The sequence below is a fragment of the Flavobacterium franklandianum genome (genome assembly GCF_007097365.1).
GTDB lineage: Bacteria > Bacteroidota > Bacteroidia > Flavobacteriales > Flavobacteriaceae > Flavobacterium > Flavobacterium franklandianum.
The window spans coordinates 109,907-133,842 of the sequence record NZ_VJZR01000005.1; the positions used below are offsets into that span (position 1 = coordinate 109,907).

General features: G+C 34.8%; 20 protein-coding genes. 16 read left to right on the top strand and 4 right to left on the bottom strand.

All coding sequences use genetic code 11. The annotated features are described in order from the left end of the window. Positions 1–26 precede the first annotated feature (26 nt). A complete protein-coding gene (locus FNW17_RS07995; protein WP_144071383.1) occupies positions 27–2,804 on the bottom strand; it encodes a 2-oxoglutarate dehydrogenase E1 component in 2,778 nt (925 codons plus the stop codon). 120 nt (positions 2,805–2,924) lie between these two features. Here FNW17_RS07995 and FNW17_RS08000 point away from each other — a divergent pair, with 120 nt between their 5' ends. Further along, positions 2,925–3,464, top strand: coding sequence for a hypothetical protein (locus tag FNW17_RS08000; protein WP_144071384.1), 540 nt, complete (start codon positions 2,925–2,927; stop codon positions 3,462–3,464). An 81-nt stretch (positions 3,465–3,545) separates the two neighbouring features. Continuing rightward, positions 3,546–4,871, top strand: a complete 1,326-nt coding sequence (locus FNW17_RS08005; RefSeq protein ID WP_144071385.1) for an alkaline phosphatase D family protein — start codon at positions 3,546–3,548, stop codon at positions 4,869–4,871. Here FNW17_RS08005 and FNW17_RS08010 read toward each other — a convergent pair whose 3' ends face one another. Together FNW17_RS08010 and FNW17_RS08015 are read right to left on the bottom strand one after the other, a co-directional pair. Further along, a complete protein-coding gene (locus FNW17_RS08010; RefSeq protein ID WP_143389246.1) occupies positions 4,872–5,225 on the bottom strand; it encodes a hypothetical protein in 354 nt (117 codons plus the stop codon). Between the two features lie 14 nt (positions 5,226–5,239). Then, positions 5,240–6,214 (bottom strand): polyprenyl synthetase family protein, encoded by a 975-nt coding sequence (locus tag FNW17_RS08015; RefSeq protein WP_144071386.1) that lies wholly within the window; start codon positions 6,212–6,214, stop codon positions 5,240–5,242. 184 nt (positions 6,215–6,398) lie between these two features. Here FNW17_RS08015 and FNW17_RS08020 point away from each other — a divergent pair, with 184 nt between their 5' ends. From FNW17_RS08020 to FNW17_RS08045, 6 genes are all read left to right on the top strand, one after another. After that, the gene (locus FNW17_RS08020) at positions 6,399–6,914 is read left to right on the top strand and encodes a YceI family protein (RefSeq protein WP_143389244.1); all 516 of its coding nucleotides are present in this window, start codon (positions 6,399–6,401) and stop codon (positions 6,912–6,914) included. 122 nt (positions 6,915–7,036) lie between these two features. Next, positions 7,037–7,633 (top strand): TetR/AcrR family transcriptional regulator, encoded by a 597-nt coding sequence (locus FNW17_RS08025; RefSeq protein ID WP_143389243.1) that lies wholly within the window; start codon positions 7,037–7,039, stop codon positions 7,631–7,633. Continuing rightward, positions 7,633–8,970, top strand: coding sequence for a TolC family protein (locus FNW17_RS08030; protein ID WP_144071387.1), 1,338 nt, complete (start codon positions 7,633–7,635; stop codon positions 8,968–8,970). Before FNW17_RS08025 ends, FNW17_RS08030 begins: the two co-directional genes overlap by 1 nt. A 32-nt stretch (positions 8,971–9,002) precedes the next feature. After that, positions 9,003–10,142: an efflux RND transporter periplasmic adaptor subunit gene (locus FNW17_RS08035; protein ID WP_144071388.1), complete on the top strand. Its 1,140-nt coding sequence runs from the start codon at positions 9,003–9,005 to the stop codon at positions 10,140–10,142. A 124-nt stretch (positions 10,143–10,266) separates the two neighbouring features. Further along, the gene (locus FNW17_RS08040; RefSeq protein ID WP_143389240.1) at positions 10,267–13,749 is read left to right on the top strand and encodes an efflux RND transporter permease subunit; all 3,483 of its coding nucleotides are present in this window, start codon (positions 10,267–10,269) and stop codon (positions 13,747–13,749) included. 580 nt (positions 13,750–14,329) lie between these two features. Beyond that, the gene (locus FNW17_RS08045) at positions 14,330–15,133 is read left to right on the top strand and encodes an aldo/keto reductase (RefSeq protein ID WP_394343488.1); all 804 of its coding nucleotides are present in this window, start codon (positions 14,330–14,332) and stop codon (positions 15,131–15,133) included. Between the two features lie 379 nt (positions 15,134–15,512). Here FNW17_RS08045 and FNW17_RS08050 read toward each other — a convergent pair whose 3' ends face one another. Further along, positions 15,513–16,532, bottom strand: a complete 1,020-nt coding sequence (locus tag FNW17_RS08050; protein ID WP_144071389.1) for a TlpA family protein disulfide reductase — start codon at positions 16,530–16,532, stop codon at positions 15,513–15,515. A 157-nt stretch (positions 16,533–16,689) separates the two neighbouring features. Between FNW17_RS08050 and aspS the strand changes: the two genes are divergently transcribed. The 8 genes from aspS to nuoF all read left to right on the top strand — a co-directional run bounded on the left by aspS (position 16,690) and on the right by nuoF (position 23,849). Further along, entirely contained in the window at positions 16,690–18,438 is a 1,749-nt protein-coding gene (aspS, locus tag FNW17_RS08055; RefSeq protein ID WP_144071390.1) for an aspartate--tRNA ligase, read from the top strand. Positions 18,439–18,567: 129 nt separating this feature from the next. Then, positions 18,568–18,762: a cold-shock protein gene (locus tag FNW17_RS08060; protein ID WP_007137066.1), complete on the top strand. Its 195-nt coding sequence runs from the start codon at positions 18,568–18,570 to the stop codon at positions 18,760–18,762. A 220-nt stretch (positions 18,763–18,982) separates the two neighbouring features. Further along, the gene (locus tag FNW17_RS08065) at positions 18,983–19,348 is read left to right on the top strand and encodes an NADH-quinone oxidoreductase subunit A (protein ID WP_143389237.1); all 366 of its coding nucleotides are present in this window, start codon (positions 18,983–18,985) and stop codon (positions 19,346–19,348) included. Between the two features lie 179 nt (positions 19,349–19,527). Beyond that, complete coding sequence (locus FNW17_RS08070) at positions 19,528–20,076, top strand: NADH-quinone oxidoreductase subunit B (RefSeq protein ID WP_143389236.1); 549 nt, start codon at positions 19,528–19,530, stop codon at positions 20,074–20,076. A 4-nt stretch (positions 20,077–20,080) separates the two neighbouring features. After that, positions 20,081–20,602 carry an NADH-quinone oxidoreductase subunit C gene (locus FNW17_RS08075; protein ID WP_144071391.1) on the top strand — a complete coding sequence of 174 codons (522 nt, stop codon included), beginning with the start codon at positions 20,081–20,083 and terminating at the stop codon, positions 20,600–20,602. A gap of 32 nt (positions 20,603–20,634) precedes the next feature. Continuing rightward, entirely contained in the window at positions 20,635–21,873 is a 1,239-nt protein-coding gene (locus tag FNW17_RS08080; protein WP_143389234.1) for an NADH-quinone oxidoreductase subunit D, read from the top strand. Positions 21,874–21,948: 75 nt separating this feature from the next. After that, positions 21,949–22,479, top strand: coding sequence for a complex I 24 kDa subunit family protein (locus tag FNW17_RS08085; protein ID WP_144071392.1), 531 nt, complete (start codon positions 21,949–21,951; stop codon positions 22,477–22,479). Between the two features lie 2 nt (positions 22,480–22,481). Then, positions 22,482–23,849 (top strand): NADH-quinone oxidoreductase subunit NuoF, encoded by a 1,368-nt coding sequence (gene nuoF, locus FNW17_RS08090; protein ID WP_144071393.1) that lies wholly within the window; start codon positions 22,482–22,484, stop codon positions 23,847–23,849. Positions 23,850–23,936 lie beyond the last annotated feature (87 nt).

Sequence of the window (23,936 nt, forward strand, 5' to 3'; positions counted from 1 at the left end):
AATTATGAATCTTAAATCTTTTTATTTTAACGAACAAAATCTTTTTCAAAAACCATTTTAATTGCTTTTGCGTGTCGATTTTTAGACCTTGTGTAACTTCCTGAAGCCGATGCAGAGGATACTCTTAAGGAAGCCAATCTCAAATTTACTTGATTGAAATTCATCAGCATATAACCATAAGCTCCCATGTTTTTAGGCTCTTCTTGTGCCCATACAAAATCATCTGCATTTGGATATTTGGCAATAATTTCTGTTAATTGATCAGCAGGCAATGGAAATAGTTGTTCGATTCTCACAACAGCCACATCTTTTCTTCCTCTTATTTCTCTTTCAGCAGTAATATCATAATAGAATTTTCCTGTACAGAAAACTAGGGTTTTAACCTCAACTTTATTTACGGTTTCATCATCGATAGTTTCTTGGAAACACCCATTTTCTAATTCTTCGATGCTAGAAACGACTCTTGGATCACGAAGCAAACTTTTTGGTGTAAAAACAATAAGCGGCTTGCGGAATTTTAATTTCATTTGTCTTCTCAACAAGTGAAAGAAGTTGGCTGGCGTTGTACAATCGGCAACAAACATATTCTGCCTGGCACAAAGTTGCAAAAAACGTTCCATTCGTCCTGATGAATGTTCTGCTCCTTGGCCTTCATAACCGTGAGGTAATAATAATACGATTCCGTTTTGATTGTTCCATTTGTCTTCTCCACAGGAAATATATTGGTCAATCATAATTTGAGCACCGTTCGAGAAATCACCAAATTGTGCTTCCCAAATAGTCAATGCGTTAGGATTAGTCAAAGCATATCCATAATCAAAACCTAGAACTCCATATTCTGACAAAAGCGAGTTGAAGGCGTTGAATTTCCCTTTTTTCCCTTCTAAACTATTAATTAAAGCTACTTCTTCTTCTGAATCTTCTACTTTTACAACGGCGTGACGATGAGAAAAAGTACCACGTTCTACATCTTGCCCCGATAAACGAACATCAAAACCTTCTCTTAATAAAGAACCGTAGGCCAGATGCTCAGCCATAGCCCAATCAAGCTTATTGGTTTCGAAAAACATTGTTTTTCTGTCGTTGATTAATTTTTGAACTTTGCTAATGAATTTCTTGTCTGATGGCAAATTACAAATAGCATTGGCAACAGCCGTAAGACCTTCCTTTGAATAGGTTGTGTCCACTTTTGTAAGCATTTGTGATATTCCAGCACTTTCAAAACCTTTCCATTCGTTTTGCAAAAAAGGAGTAATTATGGTCAATTCTTTTTTGCGAGATTCTTCAAGGCTAACTTCTAAATCAGCTTTGTATACTTTCTCTAAATCTTTTACATAAGAGTCATCAATAACGCCTTCGGCCAATAATTTTTCGGCGTAAATATCTCTAGGATTTTTATGTTTGGCAATGATTTTATACAGGATTGGCTGTGTAAATCTAGGTTCGTCACCTTCGTTATGACCGTATTTTCTATAACCTAATAAATCGATGAAAACGTCACGACCAAAATGCATTCTAAAATCTAATGCAAATGACATAGCGTGTACAACGGCTTCGGCATCATCGGCATTGACGTGCAATACTGGCGAAAGTGTTACTTTGGCCACATCTGTACAATATGTCGAAGAACGGGCGTCAAGATAATTTGTTGTAAAACCAACTTGGTTGTTGATAACAACGTGAATGGTTCCGCCTGTTTTGTAGCCATCCAATTGCGACATTTGAATGATTTCATATAAAATTCCTTGCCCAGCTATCGCAGCATCTCCGTGAACAGCTATTGGCAATACTTTTGAAAAATCGTTTGGGAAATATTTGTCTTGTTGGGCTCTTGTGATTCCTTCAATTACGGCACCAACGGTCTCTAAATGCGAAGGATTTGGCGCCAAATTGATAGTAATGGTTTTTCCTGAACTAGTTCTTTTTTCAGCACTTAGTCCTAAGTGGTATTTCACATCGCCATCAAAATATTCTTGATCGTTATAATCTTTACCATCAAATTCACTAAAAATATCTTGAGTAGATTTTCCGAAAATATTAGCCAAAACATTCAAACGACCACGGTGAGCCATTCCCATCACAAAATGTTCGACCCCTTTTTCTGCCGCCTGTTCAATCAAAGCATCGATAGCTGGAATGATAGATTCTCCTCCTTCAAGCGAAAATCTTTTTTGCCCAACATACTTGGTGTGCAAGAAATTTTCAAAGGCAACCGCTTGGTTAAGTTTGTGCATTATTGCCTTTTTCTTTTCAATCGAAAAATCAGGTTGGTTGTCGTTGTGACCAATTTTACTCTGAATCCATTTGATATCATTTGGATTCCGGATATACATATATTCAACACCAATAGATTGGCAGTAAATTTTGTCCAAATGACCTAAGATTTCAGCCAAACTACAAGGCTCAATTTTGATAATTCTGGCAGCATCAAAAACCAAAGGTAAATCGGCTTTAGAAAGCCCAAAATTCTCTAGGTCTAATGTTGGTGAGTAGGTTCTTCTTTTGTGAACTGGATTTGTTCTGGTAAACAAATGACCACGACTTCTGTAGGCATCAATTAATTTGATTACATTAAATTCCTTCAGAAGTTTCTCAGTTCCACCATTATTTTCGGCTGATGCAACTGGTTTTATTTCTGGCTGAATTACTGGATTTTCACCATTATAAGTTGCTATTCCAAAGTCGAAACCTTGAAAAAAACCTCTCCAACTAGGTTCTACACTATCTGGATTTTCTAAATATTGATCGTATAACTGGGCAAAAAATTCGGTATGAGCCGCGTTTAAGAATGAAAACCTGTCCATAATTGTATAGAATATGCTTTTTTGTTAAAAATAGTTTGGCAAAAGTACAATAAATCAATACACATACTATATTTTTTTACGTACTTTTACGTAATATTTTGTTAAATTAATCATCAAAACATGAAAGAAAATCATCATTTGACCCTTTTTAGAACATTATTAGTTTTACTGCTCCTTTCCCTTTATAATCATATATCAGCACAAGGGCTAACTTATGCGACTAAACAACCTAATGATTTCTGGAAAAATGTACAATTTGGGGGTGGAATCGGATTGAATTTTTCTTCTGGTTATACTGATGTTTTTCTGGCACCAAGTGCTATATATAATTTCAATCATATCGTTGCATTAGGAGCGGGAATAAATTTGAACTACGTTGATTCGAATAATTATTATTCTTCCTTAGTTTATGGGATAAGCACCATTGTTTTGATAAATCCAATTCCGGAAATCCAATTTTCAGTAGGACTAAATGAATCTCGTGTCAATTATCAAGAAGAAGGTTTCAGTGATTATTCTGAGGATTTTTGGGATACGAGTTTAATTCTTGGTGCAGGTTATCGAACAGGAAATGTAACTATAGGTGTAGGTTACAATGTCCTTCAAAATGATCGTTATGACACCGACCCTTTTGTGCCTTTTGTCAGGGCTTATTTTTAATCCTAAACCGTAACATATTAATAATACCAAGCAACCTTATTACCTCAACTATTTGTCTTTTTTTTAAAAAAATCTACCACAATGAAAAATCTTTATTTTACAATTATATTATTATTCTCTATTTCAATTTTAGCGCAGAATAATTTAAAATCGGGTCCAATGGTTGGTTACAGCGAGATGAAAGAAGCTGTAATTTGGTTGCAAACTAAAAAAAAAGCCTCCGTTTTTGTTGAATATTATAGTACCGATGAAAAGACAACTATTTTAAGAAGCGAATCATACCTTACAAAAAAAGACGATGCTTTTACATGTCACGTTTTATTAGATCAGCTACAACCTGGTAAAAAATATTTTTACTCCGTTTTTATAGACAAGAAAAAAATTAATTTTTCTTATGAAACTTCTTTTACTTCAAAAAAATTATGGCTGTGGCGAGAAAATGCACCCGATTTTTCTTTTGCTCTTGGAAGTTGCACCTATATAAACGAGGAAGCAGTAGACAGACCTGGCAAAGGATACGGTTCTAATTATTCGATTTTTGAGGCCATTAATTCCAAAAACCCAGACATCATGCTTTGGATGGGAGACAATATATATTTGAGAGAAGCAGATTGGGACACTAAAACAGGCATTTACCATCGTTATACTCATTCACGCTCGATAAAAGAGTTACAACCATTACTGGCCAAAACACAAAATTTTGCCATTTGGGACGATCACGATTTTGGACCAAATGACAGTGACCGAAGTTTTTATAACAAACACATTTCCCAACAAGCATTCAAAGATTTTTGGGCCAATAAAAGTTATGGTTTAGATACAAATCAAAATGAAGGAACTTGTTCCACCTTTAGTTGGTCTGATGCCGATTTTTTTCTGCTGGACAATCGTTTTTTTAAGTCACCAAATGATAGAAAAACGGGAGAAAAAACTATTTTGGGTAAACAACAACTGGAATGGTTGATTGACGCTCTAGCCTCATCGAAAGCAGCTTTTAAAATAATTGCAATTGGCGGACAAGTATTGAATTCTTCCGCAAGATTTGAAAATTATGAATGTTATAAAGAAGAAAAAAATTACTTGCTGGAACAAATTAAAAGCAATGCTATTAAAGGTGTATTATTTCTAAGTGGCGACAGACATTTTACCGAATTATCCAAAATATCCATTTCTGAAACACAGCAAATTTACGATTGGACAGTTTCTCCTCTTACTTCAAATATAGCAACAACGTACAAAGAAGACACTAATATAAATAGAGTTGAAGGAAGTTTGTTCGTCGAAAGTTGTTTTGGAATTATTTCATTTTCTGGCAGTAAAGAGACTCGGCAAATGAAATTGACTTTGTTCAACAAAGAAGGAATAGAACTATGGAATAAAGTAATCTTGAAAAAGGAGTTGGAATAGCTAATACTTGTTCCTAAACCACACTTTTTGCCAATCTCTTTTTAAAATCAAAAAGGCAACATTTTCAGCTAAAATCACTAAATCTGAACCATCCAATTTTTTTATTTGGTCTTCAGAAACGTCAATAATGTATAGTAGATTCAAATATTCGGCAAATTTGTATTGAATCATTCGATAGATTTTCTCGTGTAATTGAATTTTTAATTCCTCGGGCGAAATACTTTTAGGAAAATCAATTCCTTCATTGGCCAAATTAAAATCTTTATTGAGTTGTTCAATTAATTTCAGGTACAAAGATTCCTTTTCGGCTTCTTCGAGCAATTGATTGGCATTTAATGGAGCAATAAAATTCATAACGCGTTTAGGAATTAGACGTTTCTGTTCATTAAATTTTCTCCAAAATCTTTTAGAATTGCTTTTTTATCTTTGGAAATGTCAATTTTTTCTAACGTTTCAAAAGCCTTAAAAGTAAAGTCTTCAATGGCTTTTTGAGTGGCGGTAGAAGCCCCTGTCGAGTTGAAAATTTCTTTCACAGCATTAATTTTGTCCTCGTTATCTTCTAATTGAACTGAAAACAATTGTGTTAATAATTCTTTTTCATCCGTTTTCGAAAATTCGATTGCTTTGAGATACAAATACGTTTTTTTATTTTCGATAATGTCTCCTCCTACCTGCTTGCCAAAGGTGTTTGGATCACCCAAAGCATCTAAATAATCATCCTGCAACTGAAATGCCAATCCCAAATTAAGACCAAAATCATAAATTAATTTGGAATTTTCCTTAGATGTTTGGGCTATTATCGCCCCCATTTTCATAGCCGCAGCAACAAGAACAGCAGTTTTATACTCAATCATTTTCAAGTATTCAGAAATCGTAACATCAATGCGAGTTTCAAAATCAACGTCGTATTGTTGTCCTTCACAAACTTCTAGGGCGGTTTTGCTGAATAATTTGGCCAGTTTCCGAAACGTTTTGGGTTGGTAATTTTCGAAATATTGGTATGCCAAAATCAACATTGCATCTCCAGAAAGAATACCAGTATTGATATTCCATTTTTCGTGAACTGTAACTTTACCTCTACGCAAAGGAGCATCGTCCATAATATCATCGTGAACCAAGGAGAAATTATGAAAAACCTCAACAGCCATCGCCGCAGGCAGGGCCAATTTATAATCTACATCAAAAATATCGGCAGTCATTAATGTCAATATTGGACGTAATCGTTTCCCTCCCAATTGCACGATATAATCTATGGGCTGATAAAGATTCTTGGGTTCTTTATCGAAGTTTTGACTTTCTAAATAAAGTAAAAATTGTTCTTGGTATTCGTTTATAGGAAGCATTTAGATTGATTTTTAAAAACCAAATTTAAAGCAAGTTATGGAAAGTAAAAAACCTCAGCGTTTAAATTAATGATAATTTTTTAAAAATACTTTGGAAACTATTTTGGTATTTAAAGTTTCCTATATATATTTGCACCAAAAATTAAAACCTAAAAGCCTTTTACCTTTATAAAACTAACCAATTATGGCAACGAAATGGACTATAGATTCTAACCAATCTGATGTATTAATCAAAATGAAAGACTCTACAATTACTTATTTGGGTGGTGAAACCAATCATTTTGACGGTTTTGTATCTCTTGAAGAAGATCAAATTGAGGATGCGTCGCTTGAATTTTTTCTAGACAGCAATACTTTCACCTCTCAAAAAAGTTCCGCATCATCGCAAATAAAAAACAATACTGCATCAAAAAAGAAGCCTTTAATCAGATTCAAATCGACTTCATTTCAGAAGTTTAAGAACAACATCAATTTCTTGAAAGGGTATTTAACGATAAAAGATGTAACCAAAATGGTTGAACTTGATGCGGAATTCATCGGAATCAACAATTACAATGGTTCTAAAAAAGCGGCATTTGAAATAAAAGGAGATATTAATAGAAACGATTTTGGATTGGATAAAGATTTCAACAATTCGAAAGAGAAATTTGGTTTTGGAAAAAACCTGAAATTAGTCGCCAATTTAGAATTTTCAATTTAAAAGTTAAATTATCATATAACAAACATTAAGTTAAAGTAATCATTTCAGAAACTTTATTTGTATTAAAAGTTTCCAATTTATATTTGAATAAATAAAAAATCTGATGTATTTCAGCAATTACAATGAAAGAAAAAATCATAGCAAAAGCCGCCGATTTATTTATGAAACTAGGTTTCAAAAGTGTCACAATGGACGATATTGCTGGAGAAATGTGCATCTCTAAAAAAACAATTTATAAATATTTCTGCAACAAAGAAATTCTAATCGAGGAGTCGACCGCAATGGTCCACAAAGCAATTCATCAAAGCATTGACACCATCGTGGATAAAAATTACAATGCCATCGAAGAAAACTTTGAAATCAGAAAAATGTTTAAAGAAATGTTTAAATCAGGCGATCACTCCCCTGTTTATCAATTAAAAAAACATTATCCAGAAATTTACGATTTGGTTATGTCAAGAGAAATAACCGAATGTAATTTTGTTTTTAAGCAAAATATTGAAAAAGGTATCCAACAGGGTTTATATCGAAAAGACATCGTTGTCAACACCTATGTTGAATTTTATTACACCTTAATTTTTAGCATTAATGGAAATGTCAGCTCCGAAAAAGAAGCTAGTGTCCTTGAACTACAAGCATTAGAATACCACACCAGAGCCATGGCAACAGCCGAAGGAATTATCGAACTAGAAAAACAATTACATAACTATCATCAATAATGAAAAAACTATTTTTAACACCCTTACTCTTTTTTGCCCTGACGGCAAATGCGCAAGACAGCAAGAAAAGCTTCAATTTTAGCCTCGAACAAGCTATCAGCCAGGCTCTGACTAATAATTATTCGGTTATCAATGCTGGAAGAGACATCGAAGCTTCCAAAGAAAAAAAATGGGAAACTACCGCAGCGGGTTTACCACAAATTAATGCAGGACTAGATTACACCAATAATATTGTGTTGCAAAAATCAGTTGTTCCAGCCGAATTTTTTGGTGGAGAACCAGGGACCTATGCCACGGTTGCCTTTGGAACAAAGCACAGTATGATAGCACGCTCTACTTTGAGCCAAATAATATTTGATGGTTCGTATGTCGTAGCATTGCAAGCTTCAAAAACTTATTTGAAATATTACGAAAATGCCAAACAAAAAACAGATGTCGAAATCAAAGAAGCCGTAATCGACTCTTATGGAAATGTTTTATTAGCCGAAGAAAGCATCGCAATTCTCGAAAAAAACAAAGCCACTTTAGAAAAAACGTTGTCAGACACTAAAGCAACTTTCGAAAACGGCTTGATAGAAGAAGAAAGTGTAGAGCAATTGCAAATCACACTCACCTCTATAAATAGCACTCTAAACTACAATAAAAGATTGGTTGATGTAGCCTACAAAACGCTTAAAATCACTTTAGGAATTGACATTAATGACGATTTAAAACTAACCGATAAATTAGATAACTTGACTGTCTCTAATTTAGATTTGGCCCTTGCTGAAACTGAATTTGCAGTTGCGGATAATGTAAATTATCAAATGGCTTTGAATTTTCAGGAGCAAAGAGAACTAGAATTGAAATTACAAAAAAGTAAAGCTTTACCATCCTTATCAGCGAATTTGAATTTTGGCTACACCGCATTCAAAGATCAATTTCAATTTTTTACAAAGAATCAAAATTGGCTCAATTATTCCAATATTGGCGTAAGCTTGAATGTGCCAATTTTCAGTAGTTTGGCCAGAAGTTCAAGAACACAACAAGCCAAAATAGCTTTGGATCAAGCCAAAACACAATTGTCAGAAGCAGAACAAAAATTAAAATTACAATATGCTTCGGCCAAAAGTGATTATGAATTTAGTATCGAAGAATATGCCACAGCAAAATCGAATTTGAGTCTTGCCGAAAGAATCGAAAGAAAGCAACAAATAAAATTTACCGAAGGCTTGTCTTCTAGTTTTGATTTTAATGATGCACAAAGACAATTGTACACTAATCAACAAAATTATCTGCAATCAATGGTTAATGTAATCAATAAAAAAGCAGCTTTAGAAAAAATAATTAACAAATAGAACAAAGAAAATAGAATCAATACTTTATAAATATGAAAAAAATTATCCTAATAACTGTACTTTCAATTTCATTGTTTTCTTGCGGAAAGAAAGAAGACAACACGAACATTGACACTTTAATCGCATCAAAAAACGTAACTGCCCTTCAAGCCAAAAAAGGATTGATTCAAGCTGATTTAGCGAAAATAGACGAAGCCTTAGCCAAATTAGACGTTAAAAAAGATGAAGCTTTGGTTTCTGTTGAAACAGTAAAAGACACTGTTTTTAGTCATTATCTTGAAATTCAAGGAAGCGTAGATACCAAAGAAAACATATTGGTTCAACCAGAATATCAAGGAACGCTGCTTTCATTGAACGTAAAAGCTGGACAAAGAGTTTCGAAAGGGCAAATTCTTGGTCGAATTGATGATGCAGGATTAAGCCAGCAAGTGGCAAGTTTAGAAAACCAATATACTTTAGCAAAAACGACCTTCGAACGTCAAAAAAATCTTTGGAATCAAAAAATCGGATCTGAAATTCAATATTTACAAGCACAAACCCAAATGATTTCGGCTCAAAGAGGAGTAGCTCAAATAAAAGCGCAATTATCAAAAACAATAATAAGAGCACCATTTACAGGAACTATCGATGAAGTTTTTGTCGAAAAAGGTCAAGTTGTGGCACCAAGTGCTCAAGGATTAATGCGTATTGTAAATTTATCGAATATGTATGTTTCAACATCAGTTCCTGAAACCTATATTGGCAAATTAAAAGTAGGTACTGGAGTAGATGTTTTATTGACTTCTTTAGGAAAAACATACAAAGGAAAAGTACGTCAAATTGGGAATTTTGTGAATCCAAGCAATAGAAGTTTTGGTATTGAAGTAGGAGTTCCAAATCCTGAAAATTTATTACGTCCGAACCAAGTAGCCAGTCTTAAAATCACAGATTATGTGAGCAAAAACGCAGTCGTTATCCCTACGAATGTGATTCAAGAAGATGGTGAAAAAAATAAATATGTTTATATCGTAACCAATTCAAATGGAAAAACTGGAATTGCAAAAAAAGTAATCGTAAAACCAGGACAATCTTCGGATAATGTTACCGAAATTTTAAGCGGATTATCAGCCGAAGATATAATTGTTACCGAAGGAGCTAATGCCGTTTCAGAAGGAATGAAACTTAATTTCTAAAAGGGTTTAAAGGTTTAAGAGTTTAAAGTTGTTTAATGTCCTCCCAAATATTAAACCTTTAAACAACTTTAAACCATCTTAAACAATTTTAAACAACATTAAACTTTAAACTAAAAATAAAAAGATGCACAGTATTAATCATAAAAAATTCGGCATTTCAAACTGGGCGGTAGACAATCGCGTTACCGTTTATATCATAACTGCTTTAATTGTAATTACAGGCGTTTACGCTTATATCACAATGCCTCGTGAAGATTTCCCAGAAATCATCGAAAACAAAGTATATATTTCGTCTGTATTTCCTGGAAATTCTGCCGAAGATGTAGAGAAATTGGTCATCAAACCATTAGAAAAAGAAATCAAAAACATTAGTGGTGTCAACAAAGTAACTTCGAGCTCGTTTCAAGATTACGGAATGATTATAGCCGAATTTGACGACGACATTTCGATTGATGCCGCCAAAGTAAAAATCAAAGACAAAGTTGATAATGCCAAAGCACAAACCGATTGGCCCAATTTGGATAACGGAAGCAAGGTAGAACCTAATGTTTTTGAATTGAACATTTCAGAAGAAGTACCTATTTTGAACATCAATTTACAAGGGAATTATACCACACAACAACTTAAAAAATACGGAGAATTAATTCAAGATGATCTCGAAGAAATATCCGAAGTGAAGAAAGTGGACATCCTTGGTGTAGATGACAAAGAAGTTGAAATTGCAGTTGACATTTTCAAAATGACAGCAGCACAAGTAACTTTCGACGAAATTCAGAATGCAGTGAAATATGAAAATATGACACTTTCTGGAGGAAACTTGGTTTCTCAAGGTTCTAGAAACAACATTAGAATTGTAGGTGAAATCAAAGACCCAAAAGAGCTAGAAAATATCATTGTAAAATCATATGGCGGAACAGTTTATCTAAAAGATATTGCAGTAGTCAATTTCAAAGAGAAAGAAAAAACAACTTTCGCTCGCGAAAAAGGACATGAAGTGGTAATGCTTAGTGTGAAAAAACGTTCGGGTCAAAATATGATTTCGGCTATCGAACAGGTGAAAGAACGAGTAGAAAAAGCGAAAGCTTCCTATTTGCCCAAAAACTTGAAAATTGAAATGACAAACGACCAATCTTCTCGTGTAGAACATCAGGTGGATGAATTGTCGAATCATATTATTTTCGGGATTATACTGGTAATGATTGTGTTGATGTTTACAATGGGACTTAGAAACTCCTTGTTCGTAGGAGCAGCAATTCCGTTATCGATGATGATTGCTTTTGCCATACTTTCGGCTTTAGGATTAACCTTGAACACGATGGTACTTTTTGGATTAGTTATGGGATTAGGAATGCTAGTCGATGATGGAATTGTGGTCGTGGACAACGTTTTTGCCAATATGAAAAAAGGAATGGATCGGGTTACGGCTTCAAAAGTGGGTATTGGCGAAATCGCTTGGCCGGTAATTTCATCGACAGCTACTACATTAATGGCGTTTTTACCTTTTGCCTTATGGCCAGGAACTATGGGTAAATTTATGAAATATTTCCCAATGACTTTGACCGTAACACTTACCGCTTCGCTATTTGTGGCGATGGTTGTCAATGCAGCAATGACGGGAGGTTCGATGGATATAGAAGATAGAAATATTTCTAAAAAGAACCTAAAATTCTATACTATTCTATTTTTGGCATTCGGAATATTTTTGGCTTTTATTGGGTCGAAATATACGTATGATAGTAAATTGATGAGAGGAATTGGACATTTATTGTTGATTGCTACTGGTTTAATGTGGTTGTATTTTCTTAAATTGTACCAATGGACACAAGATTTTCAACATAGCTTTTTCCCGAGAATGGAAGAAAAATACAAAGTGTTTTTAGCAAAAATCCTAACCCAAAAGAATTCTTGGATTGCCTTAGTGTCAATTATTGGAATGTTGTTTTTCTCTTTTGTTTTACTAGGTGTTTTCCCAAGAAAAGTATTGTTTTTCCCGGACAACATCCCGAATCAAGTAATTGCTTACATCGAATATCCACAAGGAACTTCGATAGAGAAAACGAACAAAGCGACCTTGTTTGTCGAAAATCAAATCATTGGAATTTTACAAAAATATGTTGACCCCAAAACCGATAAAAACTTCCTGGCAGAAAGTATCGTTTCTCAGGTGGGAATTGGCGCTGGAAATCCAAATGTAGATGCAGGTTCCGCTTCGGAAACGCCATTTAAAGGAAAAGTAACGGTAAGTTTCTCGGAATTCAAATTCCGTGAAGAAGTGAAAACCGAAGTCGTTTTAGAAGAAATTCGTTCTAAAGTGAAAGCCATTGCCGGCGCCACAATTACGGTCGAAAAAGATGCCAATGGCCCACCAGCCGGTTATCCTATTAGCATCGAATTGAAAGGAGAAGATTATGATTTGATGTTGAAAGAAGCCGATAAAATGATTGCTTTTGTCAATTCGAAAAACATTCCTGGAATCGAAAAATTGAGTATTGACATCAACAGAGACAGTCCAGAACTGGAAGTAAAAGTAGATAGAGTAAATGCTGGAAGTATGGGCGTTTCTACTGGACAATTGGGCTTTGCCTTACGTCGTTCGGTTTACGGTCAAGAAATTTCGACGTACAAAGAAGGCGATGATGATTACAATATCGTAATGCGTATGCAAGACGATCAACGCAAGAACGAAAATATTCTTTTCAATCAATCATTGACGTTTAGAAACCAGAATAACGGTCAAATCGTACAAATTCCAATTTCGGCTATTTCACAAACCGAAAAAACAATGACGTATAACCAGATCAAAAGAAAGAATAACAAGCGAATAATGACCATTTATTCGAATGTCTTGACTGGTTTTAATGGAGATGAAATTACCAAACAAATCCAAACCGAATTAAAAAATTATGAATTGCCAAGTGATGTGACTTATTCCTTCTCAGGAGTGCAAGAAGAACAGGGCAAAAACCAAAGTTTCTTAATGTATGCACTTTTCTTAGCACTAGCAGGAATTACGCTTATTATTGTTTTGCAATTTAATTCAGTATCGAAAACTATGGTAATTTTGTTCACAGTTATCTTGAGTTTCAGCGGTGTTTTCTATGGCTATGTTATTGCAGGAATGGATTTTGTAATCCTGATGACAATGATGGGAATCATCTCGCTAGCGGGTATTGTGGTAAAAAATGGTATTGTATTGATGGATTTCTTTGTTTTGTTATTAGACAAAAAAGTTAACGATAATAAGCTAAAAAGTCACGACGATTTATCGCTTGAGGAAATAAAAGAAGTGATTATCGAATCTGGAAAATCGCGTTTGCGTCCGGTATTATTGACCGCTTTAACAGCCGTTTTAGGATTGATTCCGTTAGCGATTGGATTGAACTTTGACTTCTTTACCTTGATTACCGATTTTAATCCACACTTTTTTATGGGTGGAGACAACGTAGTTTTCTGGGGACCACTAGCTTGGACAATTATCTTCGGACTGACGTATGCCACGGTGTTGACCTTGGTGATGGTTCCGGTAATGTTCTATTTAGTAAAAAGAACAAAATACTGGTTGCGTGACAGAAGAGAAGCTAGAGCTGCCCGAGCTATCGAAAGCTAGATTTTTCAAACTTTAAATATGGAAACCACCCGAGATTTATTTTGGGTGGTTTTTTGTTTTTTGTAGGAATGGATTGAGTATATTTGGGATGTGATAAGCTATAAAGTAGTAATGATTAACCCATTGAAATATGATAGAAAAAGAACATTTTTTAAAACCATTAGAAATAGAAATATCAGCAGCTACAATTGGAATTAATTGTGAAGATTGGTATTGTCATAAACCCGATAGCTCGGATTTACATAAATCTCCTCATAAACGCTAGCGCAGTTTTGCAAACTGTGCCCACAATCGAGAGCAAAAAGTTTAATAGCTTAAACGAAACCGATAGCTCGGATTTACATAAATCTCCTGATAAACGCTAGCGCAGTTTTGCAAACTGTGCCCACTATCGAGAGCAAAAAATTTAATAGATAAAACGAATCTAAAAGAACAACTAATTATGGAAAAAAACAATAATGAGGTAAACCGTCGGGAGTTTTTAAAAGTAACCACAAAATTTACTGCTGCAACAATTTTTATTGGTTTGGGAAGTTCAGCACTTTTTGGTGCCAATACTGGAAACCAAAAGAAAATGTCAATTCCAACTGTGACTCTCAACAACGGTGTGGTAATGCCAAGACTAGGATTTGGTACAAATACCCTTGCTGACGCTGTAGGTGTTCGAAGTGTTTCCGAAGCCATTTCAGTAGGATATCGCCTCATTGACACTGCTCATATTTACGGAAATGAAGCAGCTGTAGGAGAAGGAATCAGGCAAAGTGGCATTGATAGAAAAGAACTGTTTTTAACATCGAAACTTTGGGTTGACTTTGCGGGTTATGAAAACACTAAAAAAGCATTTGAAACTTCTATAAAAAAATTGGGTGTAGATTATCTCGATCTTTATCTTATCCATAGACCTAGAGGAGATGTAAAAGGGTCTTGGCTAGCAATGGAAGAACTTGTTAAAGCTGGTAAAATTAGAGCTATTGGTGTGAGCAATTTTGACCCTGAGCAAATGAAGGAGTTGTTGTCATATGCCAAAATTGCACCCGCAATCAATCAAATTGAGACCAATGTTTTCTTTCAGGAGAAAGATTTATATCCTTTATTGAAGGGTTCAGCGACCCAAATAGAAGCTTGGTCTCCTCTGGCAGCTGGTCGTGGTGGAATTTTTAGCAACCCAATACTAGCTGCTATCGGCAAAAAGTATCAAAAGAGCATTGCTCAAGTTTGCTTAAGATGGCACTATCAACGGGGAGTTGTTACTATCCCAAGATCTTCCCAAAAAGCACACATGATTGAAAATCTGAATATTTTCGATTTTGAACTTGCAGAGTCTGACATGCAAACCATAGCAACTCTCGATTTAAATACTACTCAATTTCCGGAGTGGAAATGAGATAAATAAATTCTTGTTTTAGTGTTTTTTAGTTGCACATGAATTTAAATAAGTGACAATCCGATCCCTATTTGGAAAGCCGTTTTGTAATTAGAAAAGGTGTAATTTTGAAATCAAGAAAACCTTGACCATTACAAAAATCAAAATCGGCTGTTACAAAAATTTGTGACAGCCGATTTTTTTATAGACGTTACAGTATTGATTTAATACACAGAAAGAGCTATTTATTTTCTAAACTATTACTCAGATTTCTGTCATCATGAACGTCTTTCTATCTAGTAAATTTAAAAAAATAATATTTACAAAAAAAATATTTCATAAAGAATTTGTCCATTTCAATCAAAAACAAAACAATAATACCTTTTTGCCAATATTTGTCTTACAACTGATTCAAAAGTGAGTCCAATACATTTTGTAACTCAGGATTAGATGGTCTTGCTGCATCTGAATTCACCACATTTCCGTTGGGGTCAATCAAAATAAATCTAGGAATGCTAATTACTCCAAAACCTTTCATAAAATCCGAGTTCCAGTTTTTGTCAGCAAAAAGCTGAACGCCTCCTAATTGTTTTTCGGCAACAAACGTTTTCCATTTATCGTGATCTTTATCAACATCTACAGAAATGCTAATAAATGCAATGTTTTTGTCGTGATATTTTTCTTCTATTTTTTTCAACGCTGGAATTTCGGCACGACAAGGTCCGCACCAAGTTGCCCAAACATCTACATATACATATTTTCCTTTAAAATCTTCAAGTTTTGTTTTGCCACCTTTGTGATTTTCATAATCAAATGAAGGCGAAGCAGTATTGTTCAGTTTGCTTTTTGCCAAATTCGCTTCATAATTTTTTTTGTAATATTTTACTATACTGTTGTAATTATTATCAATGCTTTTCTTTTGAAGTACAACAAATTCAGGGTCTAATTTTTTGTCTTCTAAACGTTTCAAATCATCGGCTTTTTTCTTGTCCATGCCTATAAGAAAGTCCGTTTCGGGGGAGGCAAGCAAACTATCAATATCCGTTTGCTCTTCAAAAATAGAATTTTTGGCTAAGAAATTATTTTCGGCCGCACCTTTTCCTGAATAAACTATAGATTCATCAAAGTTTTTAGCATCCATTTTCATCTTTAAATCGAAACCGTTTTTTAAATATACAATGGTAAATTCATTACCGTCAGACAAAAGGTATCTGCCAGTTGCAATATTCATAGTATCCTTAAAAACACCTTTCTTATTGATTTGAATTTTTTTAATTTGTTTGTTTTGATCATTAGAAAAAGTGATGAAATCACCAAACTTATTCGCTATTTCAGCCTGAAAGATCATCTGCTTTTTGTTTTGTGCTTGACTGCTAATGCTAATGAATACTGAAAATGTAATAAACAATAATTTTCTCATAAGACGTGTTTTTAAAATTAAGTTGTCCAAATCTACTTTATTTATTTGAAGGTAAATTAAGATTAACACTATTTTAAAGTATTTATTAAAGGAAGTTTTGCCGATTTAGAGATTAAGTTGTTTTTTGTTTTTACTTTTGCAATCTAAAAAATAGATTATGTATAGAAGTCATAGCTGTGGCGAATTGAACTCCTCACACATCAATACCGAAGTTACGCTTGCAGGCTGGGTTCAAAAATCTCGCGACAAAGGATTTATGAATTGGGTCGATTTACGCGACCGTTACGGAGTTACCCAGTTAATTTTCGACGAAAGTCGTTCTCAAAAAGAAGTTTTTGAATTAGCAAAAACCCTAGGACGTGAGTTCGTGATTCAAGCCAAAGGAACCGTTATTGAGCGGGAATCCAAAAACGCAAATATGTCAACGGGCGACATTGAAATTCTAGTTACCGAACTCAAAATATTGAATTCATCATTAACACCGCCTTTCACTATCGAAGACGAAACCGATGGTGGTGAAGATATTCGAATGAAATACCGTTACCTTGACATTCGTCGTAATCCCGTAAAAAACAACTTGCTTTTTCGTCATAAAGTAGCAATGGAAGTTCGTAAATATTTATCTGATTTAGATTTTTGCGAAGTAGAAACACCCTATTTAATCAAATCGACTCCAGAAGGCGCAAGAGATTTTGTGGTTCCGAGTCGAATGAATGAAGGACAATTTTATGCTTTGCCCCAATCACCACAAACCTTCAAACAATTATTGATGGTGGGCGGAATGGACAAGTATTTCCAAATCGTAAAATGTTTCCGTGACGAGGATTTGCGTGCCGATCGTCAACCAGAATTCACACAAATCGATTGCGAAATGGCATTTGTGGAGCAAGAAGATATATTGAATGTTTTCGAAGGATTAACTCGCCATTTGTTGAAAGAAATCAAAGGAATCGAAGTAGAGAAATTCCCAAGAATTACCTACGATTATGCGATCAAGACTTATGGAAATGACAAACCGGACATTCGTTTCGGAATGGAATTTGGTGAGCTAAACGCATTTGCACAACATAAAGAATTTCCAGTTTTTAATGCTGCAGAATTGGTTGTTGGAATTGCTGTTCCCGGAACAAGCGAATATACTCGTAAAGAAATCGACGGCTTGATTGATTGGATCAAACGCCCGCAAATTGGTGCCAGCGGAATGGTTTATGTGAAATGCAATGAAGATGGAACCTACAAATCATCGGTAGATAAATTTTACGATCAAGAAGATTTAGGAAATTGGGCAAAAACAACTGGAGCCAAAGCTGGTGATATGATTTTTGTTCTCTCTGGTCCAGCTGATAAAACCAGAACACAGCTTTCTGCTTTAAGAATGGAACTAGCAACACGTTTGGGATTAAGAAATCCGGCCGAATTTGCCCCATTATGGGTGGTAGATTTTCCTTTATTAGAATTTGAGGAAGAAACAGGACGTTATCACGCAATGCACCATCCATTTACTTCTCCAAAACCAGAAGATATGGATTTATTAGAAACCAACCCAAAAGCGGTTCGTGCCAATGCATATGATATGGTTTTGAATGGAAACGAAATTGGAGGAGGTTCAATCCGTATTCACGATAAAGCAACTCAACAATTAATGTTTAAATATCTAGGTTTCACGCCAGAACAAGCCGAGGATCAATTTGGTTTCTTGATGAATGCTTTTCAATATGGAGCGCCGCCACACGGAGGATTGGCCTTTGGGTTGGATAGATTAGTTTCAATCCTTGGTGGACAAGAGACTATACGTGATTTTATCGCTTTCCCTAAAAATAATTCAGGAAGAGATGTAATGATAGATGCTCCTTCTGTAATTGATGAATTACAATTGAACGAATTGCACATTAAACTTGATTTATAGCCTTTCATCGATAAAATTTGTTAGAAATCGTTGAATATCAAATATTTTAATAAAATCTTTACATTATTATTTTTTCGTATTAGATTAAATATTACATTTGCGACATTATAAATTATTATTACTATTACAATGCGTACAGGTACAGTTAAATTTTTCAATGAATCTAAAGGTTACGGATTCATTACAGACGAAGAAACAGGAAAAGACATTTTTGTTCATGCATCAGGAATCAACGCGGAAGAACTTCGTGAAGGTGATAGAGTAAGCTATGAAGAAGAAGAAGGAAGAAAAGGAAAAGTTGCTGCGAAAGTAGCAGTAATCTAAGCATAAAAATTCATTTTTATTGCCTACGAATGTTTAAAGCGTCCCGATAAATCGGGACGCTTTTTTGTTTAACGCAAACTGAATTCTCCTAAACCAAAATGAACAATCTATAATTATACGTTAATTATGACTTTCCTATAACTAATTTTGTTTTTTAGCTTGTGATTTAAAGACACGAAACCTATCTTTGTGGCTTATTTAGACTAAACCAATTTAATTTATGCAATCAAGTCAATTAGATTACTTACCAATACTAATGCAAATGCTATTAGCTATAGGATTTGTTGTGGGAATAATTATAATTTCTGGTAAATTAGGCCCTAAAAGATCCTCTGTAATCAAGGATGAGAACTTTGAATGCGGAATTAAACCTATAGGAAATGCTAGAATTCCTTTCTCTGTCAAATTTTTTCTAGTCGCTATTCTTTTTGTACTTTTCGACATTGAGGTAGTGTTTTTGTATCCGTGGGCTGTCAATTTCAAGGAATTGGGATTGGAAGGAATGGTAAAAATGGTAATTTTTATGTCCTTACTTTTGATCGGATTTTTCTACATTATTAAAAAGAAAGCATTAGACTGGGAGTAAATTTAAGAATACAGATTTTAGATTTCAAATTTTAGATTTACATCCATAAGGAAAATATAATGTTTGAGATTAAAGATTTGTTCATACAAAAAAATAAAATTGATTTTTTGCAATGATGATTTTACTTTTTTAGGATTCACGAGAATCTAAAATCTAAAATCTAAAAATCTAAAATGAAGATGAGTGATTCAAATATAAAAATGGTTGCGCCACCGGAAGGCGTTTCTGGAGAAGGTTTTTTCGCCACAACACTAAATGATGTTGTAGGATTAGCCAGAGCTAATTCACTTTGGCCATTGCCTTTCGCAACTTCGTGTTGCGGGATAGAATTTATGGCAACTATGGCTTCACATTATGATTTAGCAAGATTTGGGATGGAACGTGTAAGTTTTTCTCCACGTCAAGCTGATATGCTCTTAGTTATGGGAACTATTTCTAAAAAAATGGGACCTATTTTGCGTCAAGTTTATGAGCAAATGGCAGAACCTCGTTGGGTAATTGCCGTTGGAGCTTGCGCATCATCTGGTGGGGTTTTCGACACCTATTCTGTTTTGCAAGGAATAGACAAAGTAATTCCTGTTGATGTTTATGTGCCAGGCTGTCCGCCACGACCAGAACAAATTGTAGATGGCGTAATGAGATTACAAGATTTAGTAAAGAGCGAGTCGGTAAGAAGAAGAAGTTCACCAGAATATCAAGAATTATTGAAATCTTATAATATAAAATAAGGAAATGAGCTTAGAAACCACAGAAATTCAAGACAAATTAGTGGAAACATTTGGCGAAAATGTCTTTCATTTCAATCAAGAAAAAGATATTTTTTCATTTGAAGTTACAGCCGATAAAATCACAGCAATTGTTCTTTTTTTGAAAAACGATCCAACATTACGTTTTCATTTCTTGACCGATATCTGTGGGGTTCATTATCCAGATAACGCAATAGAAAGACAGTTTGTAGTTGTATATCATATGCACAATTGGTATGAAAACAAACGCATAAAAATAAAAGCTTTTATCAACGGAGAAACTCCAGATATAAAAACTATATCAACTATATTTCCAAGCGCCAATTGGATGGAAAGAGAAACTTGGGATTTTTACGGAATCAATTTTATAGGTCATCCACAGTTGAAACGTATTTTGAATATGGATGAAATGATTTCTTTTCCAATGCGAAAAGAATTTCCGTTGGAAGATGGCGGAAGAACAGACAAAGACGATAGATTCTTTGGAAGAACACAATCAAACAGATAGAAAATCATTATATAATTTTTCACATTCCATAAATGTCAGAACTATTATTACCACCAGAGCATCGATATGCTAAAATAATTCAAGAGCTTCATAACGAAGACGGAAGTGAACTTTCGATTCTGAATTTAGGACCAACACACCCAGCGACACACGGTATTTTTCAGAATATCCTGTTGATGGATGGAGAAAAAATTCTCGAAGCAGAACCAACAATTGGTTACATCCACAGAGCTTTTGAGAAAATTGCCGAAAACCGTCCGTTTTATCAAATCACACCTCTCACTGACCGTATGAACTATTGCTCATCTCCGATCAACAATATGGGATGGTGGATGACAATGGAAAAATTATTGGATATTGAAGTTCCTAAAAGAGCACAGTATTTAAGAGTTATCGCAATGGAATTGGCCAGAATCACAGATCATATTATTTGTAATTCGATTCTTGGCGTCGATACCGGAGCGTATACTGGTTTCTTGTATGTTTTTCAATTTAGAGAGAAAGTTTACGAGATCTATGAAGAAATTTGTGGTGCTCGTTTGACAACCAATATGGGAAGATTAGGCGGTTTCGAAAGAGATTGGTCTCCTAAAGCTTTTGAATTACTGGAAGTGTTTTTGAAAGATTTTCCAGTGGCTTGGAAAGAATTTGAAAACTTATTTGAAAGAAACAGAATTTTTATTGATAGAACTGTAAACGTTGGCCCAATTACTGCCGAAATGGCAATGGCTTACGGATTTACAGGTCCAAATTTACGTGCTGCCGGAGTTGATTATGATGTTCGTGTAGCGCATCCTTACTCCTCTTATGAAGATTTTGAATTCATAGTTCCTGTTGGAAAATCTGGCGATACTTACGATCGTTTTTGCGTTCGTAATGCCGAAGTTTGGGAAAGTTTGAGCATCATTCGTCAAGCTTTGGATAAAATGCCAGAAGGAAATGTTTTCCACGCTGATGTTCCTGAATATTATTTGCCTCCAAAAGAAGATGTTTACACGGATATGGAATCTTTGATTTACCATTTCAAAATTGTAATGGGAGAAATTCCTGTTCCAGTGGCCGAAATTTATCACGCTGTGGAAGGTGGAAACGGAGAATTAGGATTTTACTTGGTAACCGACGGAAGCAGAACTCCTTATAGACTGCACTTCCGCAGACCTTGTTTTATTTATTATCAAGCTTATCCCGAAATGATTAAAGGCGCAATGCTTTCGGATGCGATTGTTATTTTGTCAAGTTTAAATGTTATTGCCGGAGAATTAGACGCTTAAAAAAAGATTGCAGAATACAGATTTCAGAATGCAGATTGAAAAATCTAAAATCTAAATCTAAATCTAAAATATAGAATGGAAAGAACACATTACAAACAAGAAATAAATATGACCGAACCATTGATGACTCGCATCAATGAATTAATCAGTCATTATCCAGAAGGAAAGCAAAAATCGGCTTTAATACCAATTTTACACGAAGTTCAGGATGCACACGACAACTGGTTGAGTTTTGAATTAATGAATAAAGTGGCCGAAATACTCCAAATTAAACCGATTGAGGTTTACGAAGTGGTTTCTTTCTACACGATGTTCAACCAAAGACCTATTGGAAAGTATATGTTCGAATTTTGTCAAACTTCACCTTGTTGTTTGAATGGAGTTGAAGATTTAATGGATTACACTTGTGAAAAATTAGGTGTTGGAATTGGTGAAACTACTCCAGATGGACTATTTGAAGTAAGAGGTGTTGAATGTTTGGGAGCTTGTGGTTATGCTCCAATGATGCAATTGGGTGATTTTTACAAAGAACACCTAACCAAAGAAAAAGTAGATCAAATTATAGCCGATTGTAGAGATAATAAAATCACGTTACACGATAAATAATTATGTCACAAAAAATATTATTAGACAAAGTAAATATTCCAGGGATTAAAACCTACGAAGTCTATCGCCAAAACGGTGGTTACTCTTCAGTAGAAAAAGCCTTGAAAACATTGACTCCTGATGAAGTTGTAGAAGAAGTGAAAACTTCTGGATTAAGAGGTCGTGGTGGTGCAGGTTTCCCAGCAGGAATGAAATGGAGTTTTATTGACAAAAAATCAGGAAAACCAAGACATTTAGTTTGCAATGCCGACGAATCAGAGCCGGGAACTTTCAAAGACCGTTATTTGATGGAATATATTCCTCATTTATTGATCGAAGGAATGATTACTTCCAGCTATGCTTTGGGTGCAAATCTGTCTTACATTTATATTCGTGGAGAATATATGTGGGTTTACAAAATTTTAGAAAGAGCTATCGCCGAAGCAAAAGCCGCTGGCTGGTTAGGAAAAAATATATTAGGTTCAGGATACGATTTAGAACTTTATGTTCAAATTGGAGCTGGAGCCTACATTTGTGGAGAAGAAACCGCATTGATTGAATCATTGGAAGGTAAAAGAGGAAATCCACGTATCAAGCCACCATTTCCAGCAGTTTCTGGACTTTGGTCCAATCCAACAGTGGTAAATAATGTTGAAACTATTGCAGCTGTGCCTTGGATTGTAAATAATTCAGGTGCCGATTATGCTAAAATTGGTGTAGGACGTTCTACTGGAACCAAATTAATTTCGGCTTCGGGACATATTAAAAACCCTGGAGTTTACGAAATAGAAATGGGATTGAGTGTTTATGAATTTATGAATTCTGATGAATATTTGGGAGGAATGAGTTCAGACAGACCTTTGAAAGCTTTTGTTCCCGGAGGTTCTTCTGTTCCTGTTTTACCAGCCCATTTAATTTATAAAACCGCTAACAACGAAGACCGTTTGATGACTTACGAGAGTTTGAGCGATGGTGGTTTTGCAACGGGTTCGATGTTGGGTTCAGGAGGATTTATTGTGTACAATGATACTTCTTGTATCGTACGAAATACTTGGAATTTCTCTCGTTTTTACCACCACGAATCTTGCGGACAATGTTCACCTTGTCGTGAAGGAACCGGTTGGATGGAAAAAGTATTGCACAGAATAGAAAACGGTCACGGCCGTGAAGAAGATATCGATTTGCTTTTGAGCATCCAAAGCAAAATAGAAGGGAATACAATTTGTCCTTTGGGTGATGCAGCAGCTTGGCCAGTGGCAGCAGCAATTCGTCACTTTAGAGATGAATTTGAATATCATATTCGTTTTCCGGAAAAAATAAAAAACAGAGACCATTTTGTTGCTGAACCTTTTGAAAGTGTGAAGCATTTAGTTTCTAAATTAACAGTATAATTTAAAAGTCAGAAGTTGAAAGTTAGAAGTTAGAAGTGAAAAAAAAACACTTACCCTTTTAAACTTTTAAACTTTTAAACAAATAGA

Bases quoted from the DNA above. Each gene is read 5' to 3' on its own strand.
- FNW17_RS07995 (WP_144071383.1), bottom strand. From the start codon at position 2,804: ATGGACAGGTTTTCATTCTTAAACGCGGCTCATACCGAATTTTTTGCC.
- FNW17_RS08000 (WP_144071384.1), top strand. From the start codon at position 2,925: ATGAAAGAAAATCATCATTTGACCCTTTTTAGAACATTATTAGTTTTA.
- FNW17_RS08005 (WP_144071385.1), top strand. From the start codon at position 3,546: ATGAAAAATCTTTATTTTACAATTATATTATTATTCTCTATTTCAATT.
- FNW17_RS08010 (WP_143389246.1), bottom strand. From the start codon at position 5,225: ATGAATTTTATTGCTCCATTAAATGCCAATCAATTGCTCGAAGAAGCC.
- FNW17_RS08015 (WP_144071386.1), bottom strand. From the start codon at position 6,214: ATGCTTCCTATAAACGAATACCAAGAACAATTTTTACTTTATTTAGAA.
- FNW17_RS08020 (WP_143389244.1), top strand. From the start codon at position 6,399: ATGGCAACGAAATGGACTATAGATTCTAACCAATCTGATGTATTAATC.
- FNW17_RS08025 (WP_143389243.1), top strand. From the start codon at position 7,037: ATGAAAGAAAAAATCATAGCAAAAGCCGCCGATTTATTTATGAAACTA.
- FNW17_RS08030 (WP_144071387.1), top strand. From the start codon at position 7,633: ATGAAAAAACTATTTTTAACACCCTTACTCTTTTTTGCCCTGACGGCA.
- FNW17_RS08035 (WP_144071388.1), top strand. From the start codon at position 9,003: ATGAAAAAAATTATCCTAATAACTGTACTTTCAATTTCATTGTTTTCT.
- FNW17_RS08040 (WP_143389240.1), top strand. From the start codon at position 10,267: ATGCACAGTATTAATCATAAAAAATTCGGCATTTCAAACTGGGCGGTA.
- FNW17_RS08050 (WP_144071389.1), bottom strand. From the start codon at position 16,532: ATGAGAAAATTATTGTTTATTACATTTTCAGTATTCATTAGCATTAGC.
- aspS (WP_144071390.1), top strand. From the start codon at position 16,690: ATGTATAGAAGTCATAGCTGTGGCGAATTGAACTCCTCACACATCAAT.
- FNW17_RS08060 (WP_007137066.1), top strand. From the start codon at position 18,568: ATGCGTACAGGTACAGTTAAATTTTTCAATGAATCTAAAGGTTACGGA.
- FNW17_RS08065 (WP_143389237.1), top strand. From the start codon at position 18,983: ATGCAATCAAGTCAATTAGATTACTTACCAATACTAATGCAAATGCTA.
- FNW17_RS08070 (WP_143389236.1), top strand. From the start codon at position 19,528: ATGAGTGATTCAAATATAAAAATGGTTGCGCCACCGGAAGGCGTTTCT.
- FNW17_RS08075 (WP_144071391.1), top strand. From the start codon at position 20,081: ATGAGCTTAGAAACCACAGAAATTCAAGACAAATTAGTGGAAACATTT.
- FNW17_RS08080 (WP_143389234.1), top strand. From the start codon at position 20,635: ATGTCAGAACTATTATTACCACCAGAGCATCGATATGCTAAAATAATT.
- FNW17_RS08085 (WP_144071392.1), top strand. From the start codon at position 21,949: ATGGAAAGAACACATTACAAACAAGAAATAAATATGACCGAACCATTG.
- nuoF (WP_144071393.1), top strand. From the start codon at position 22,482: ATGTCACAAAAAATATTATTAGACAAAGTAAATATTCCAGGGATTAAA.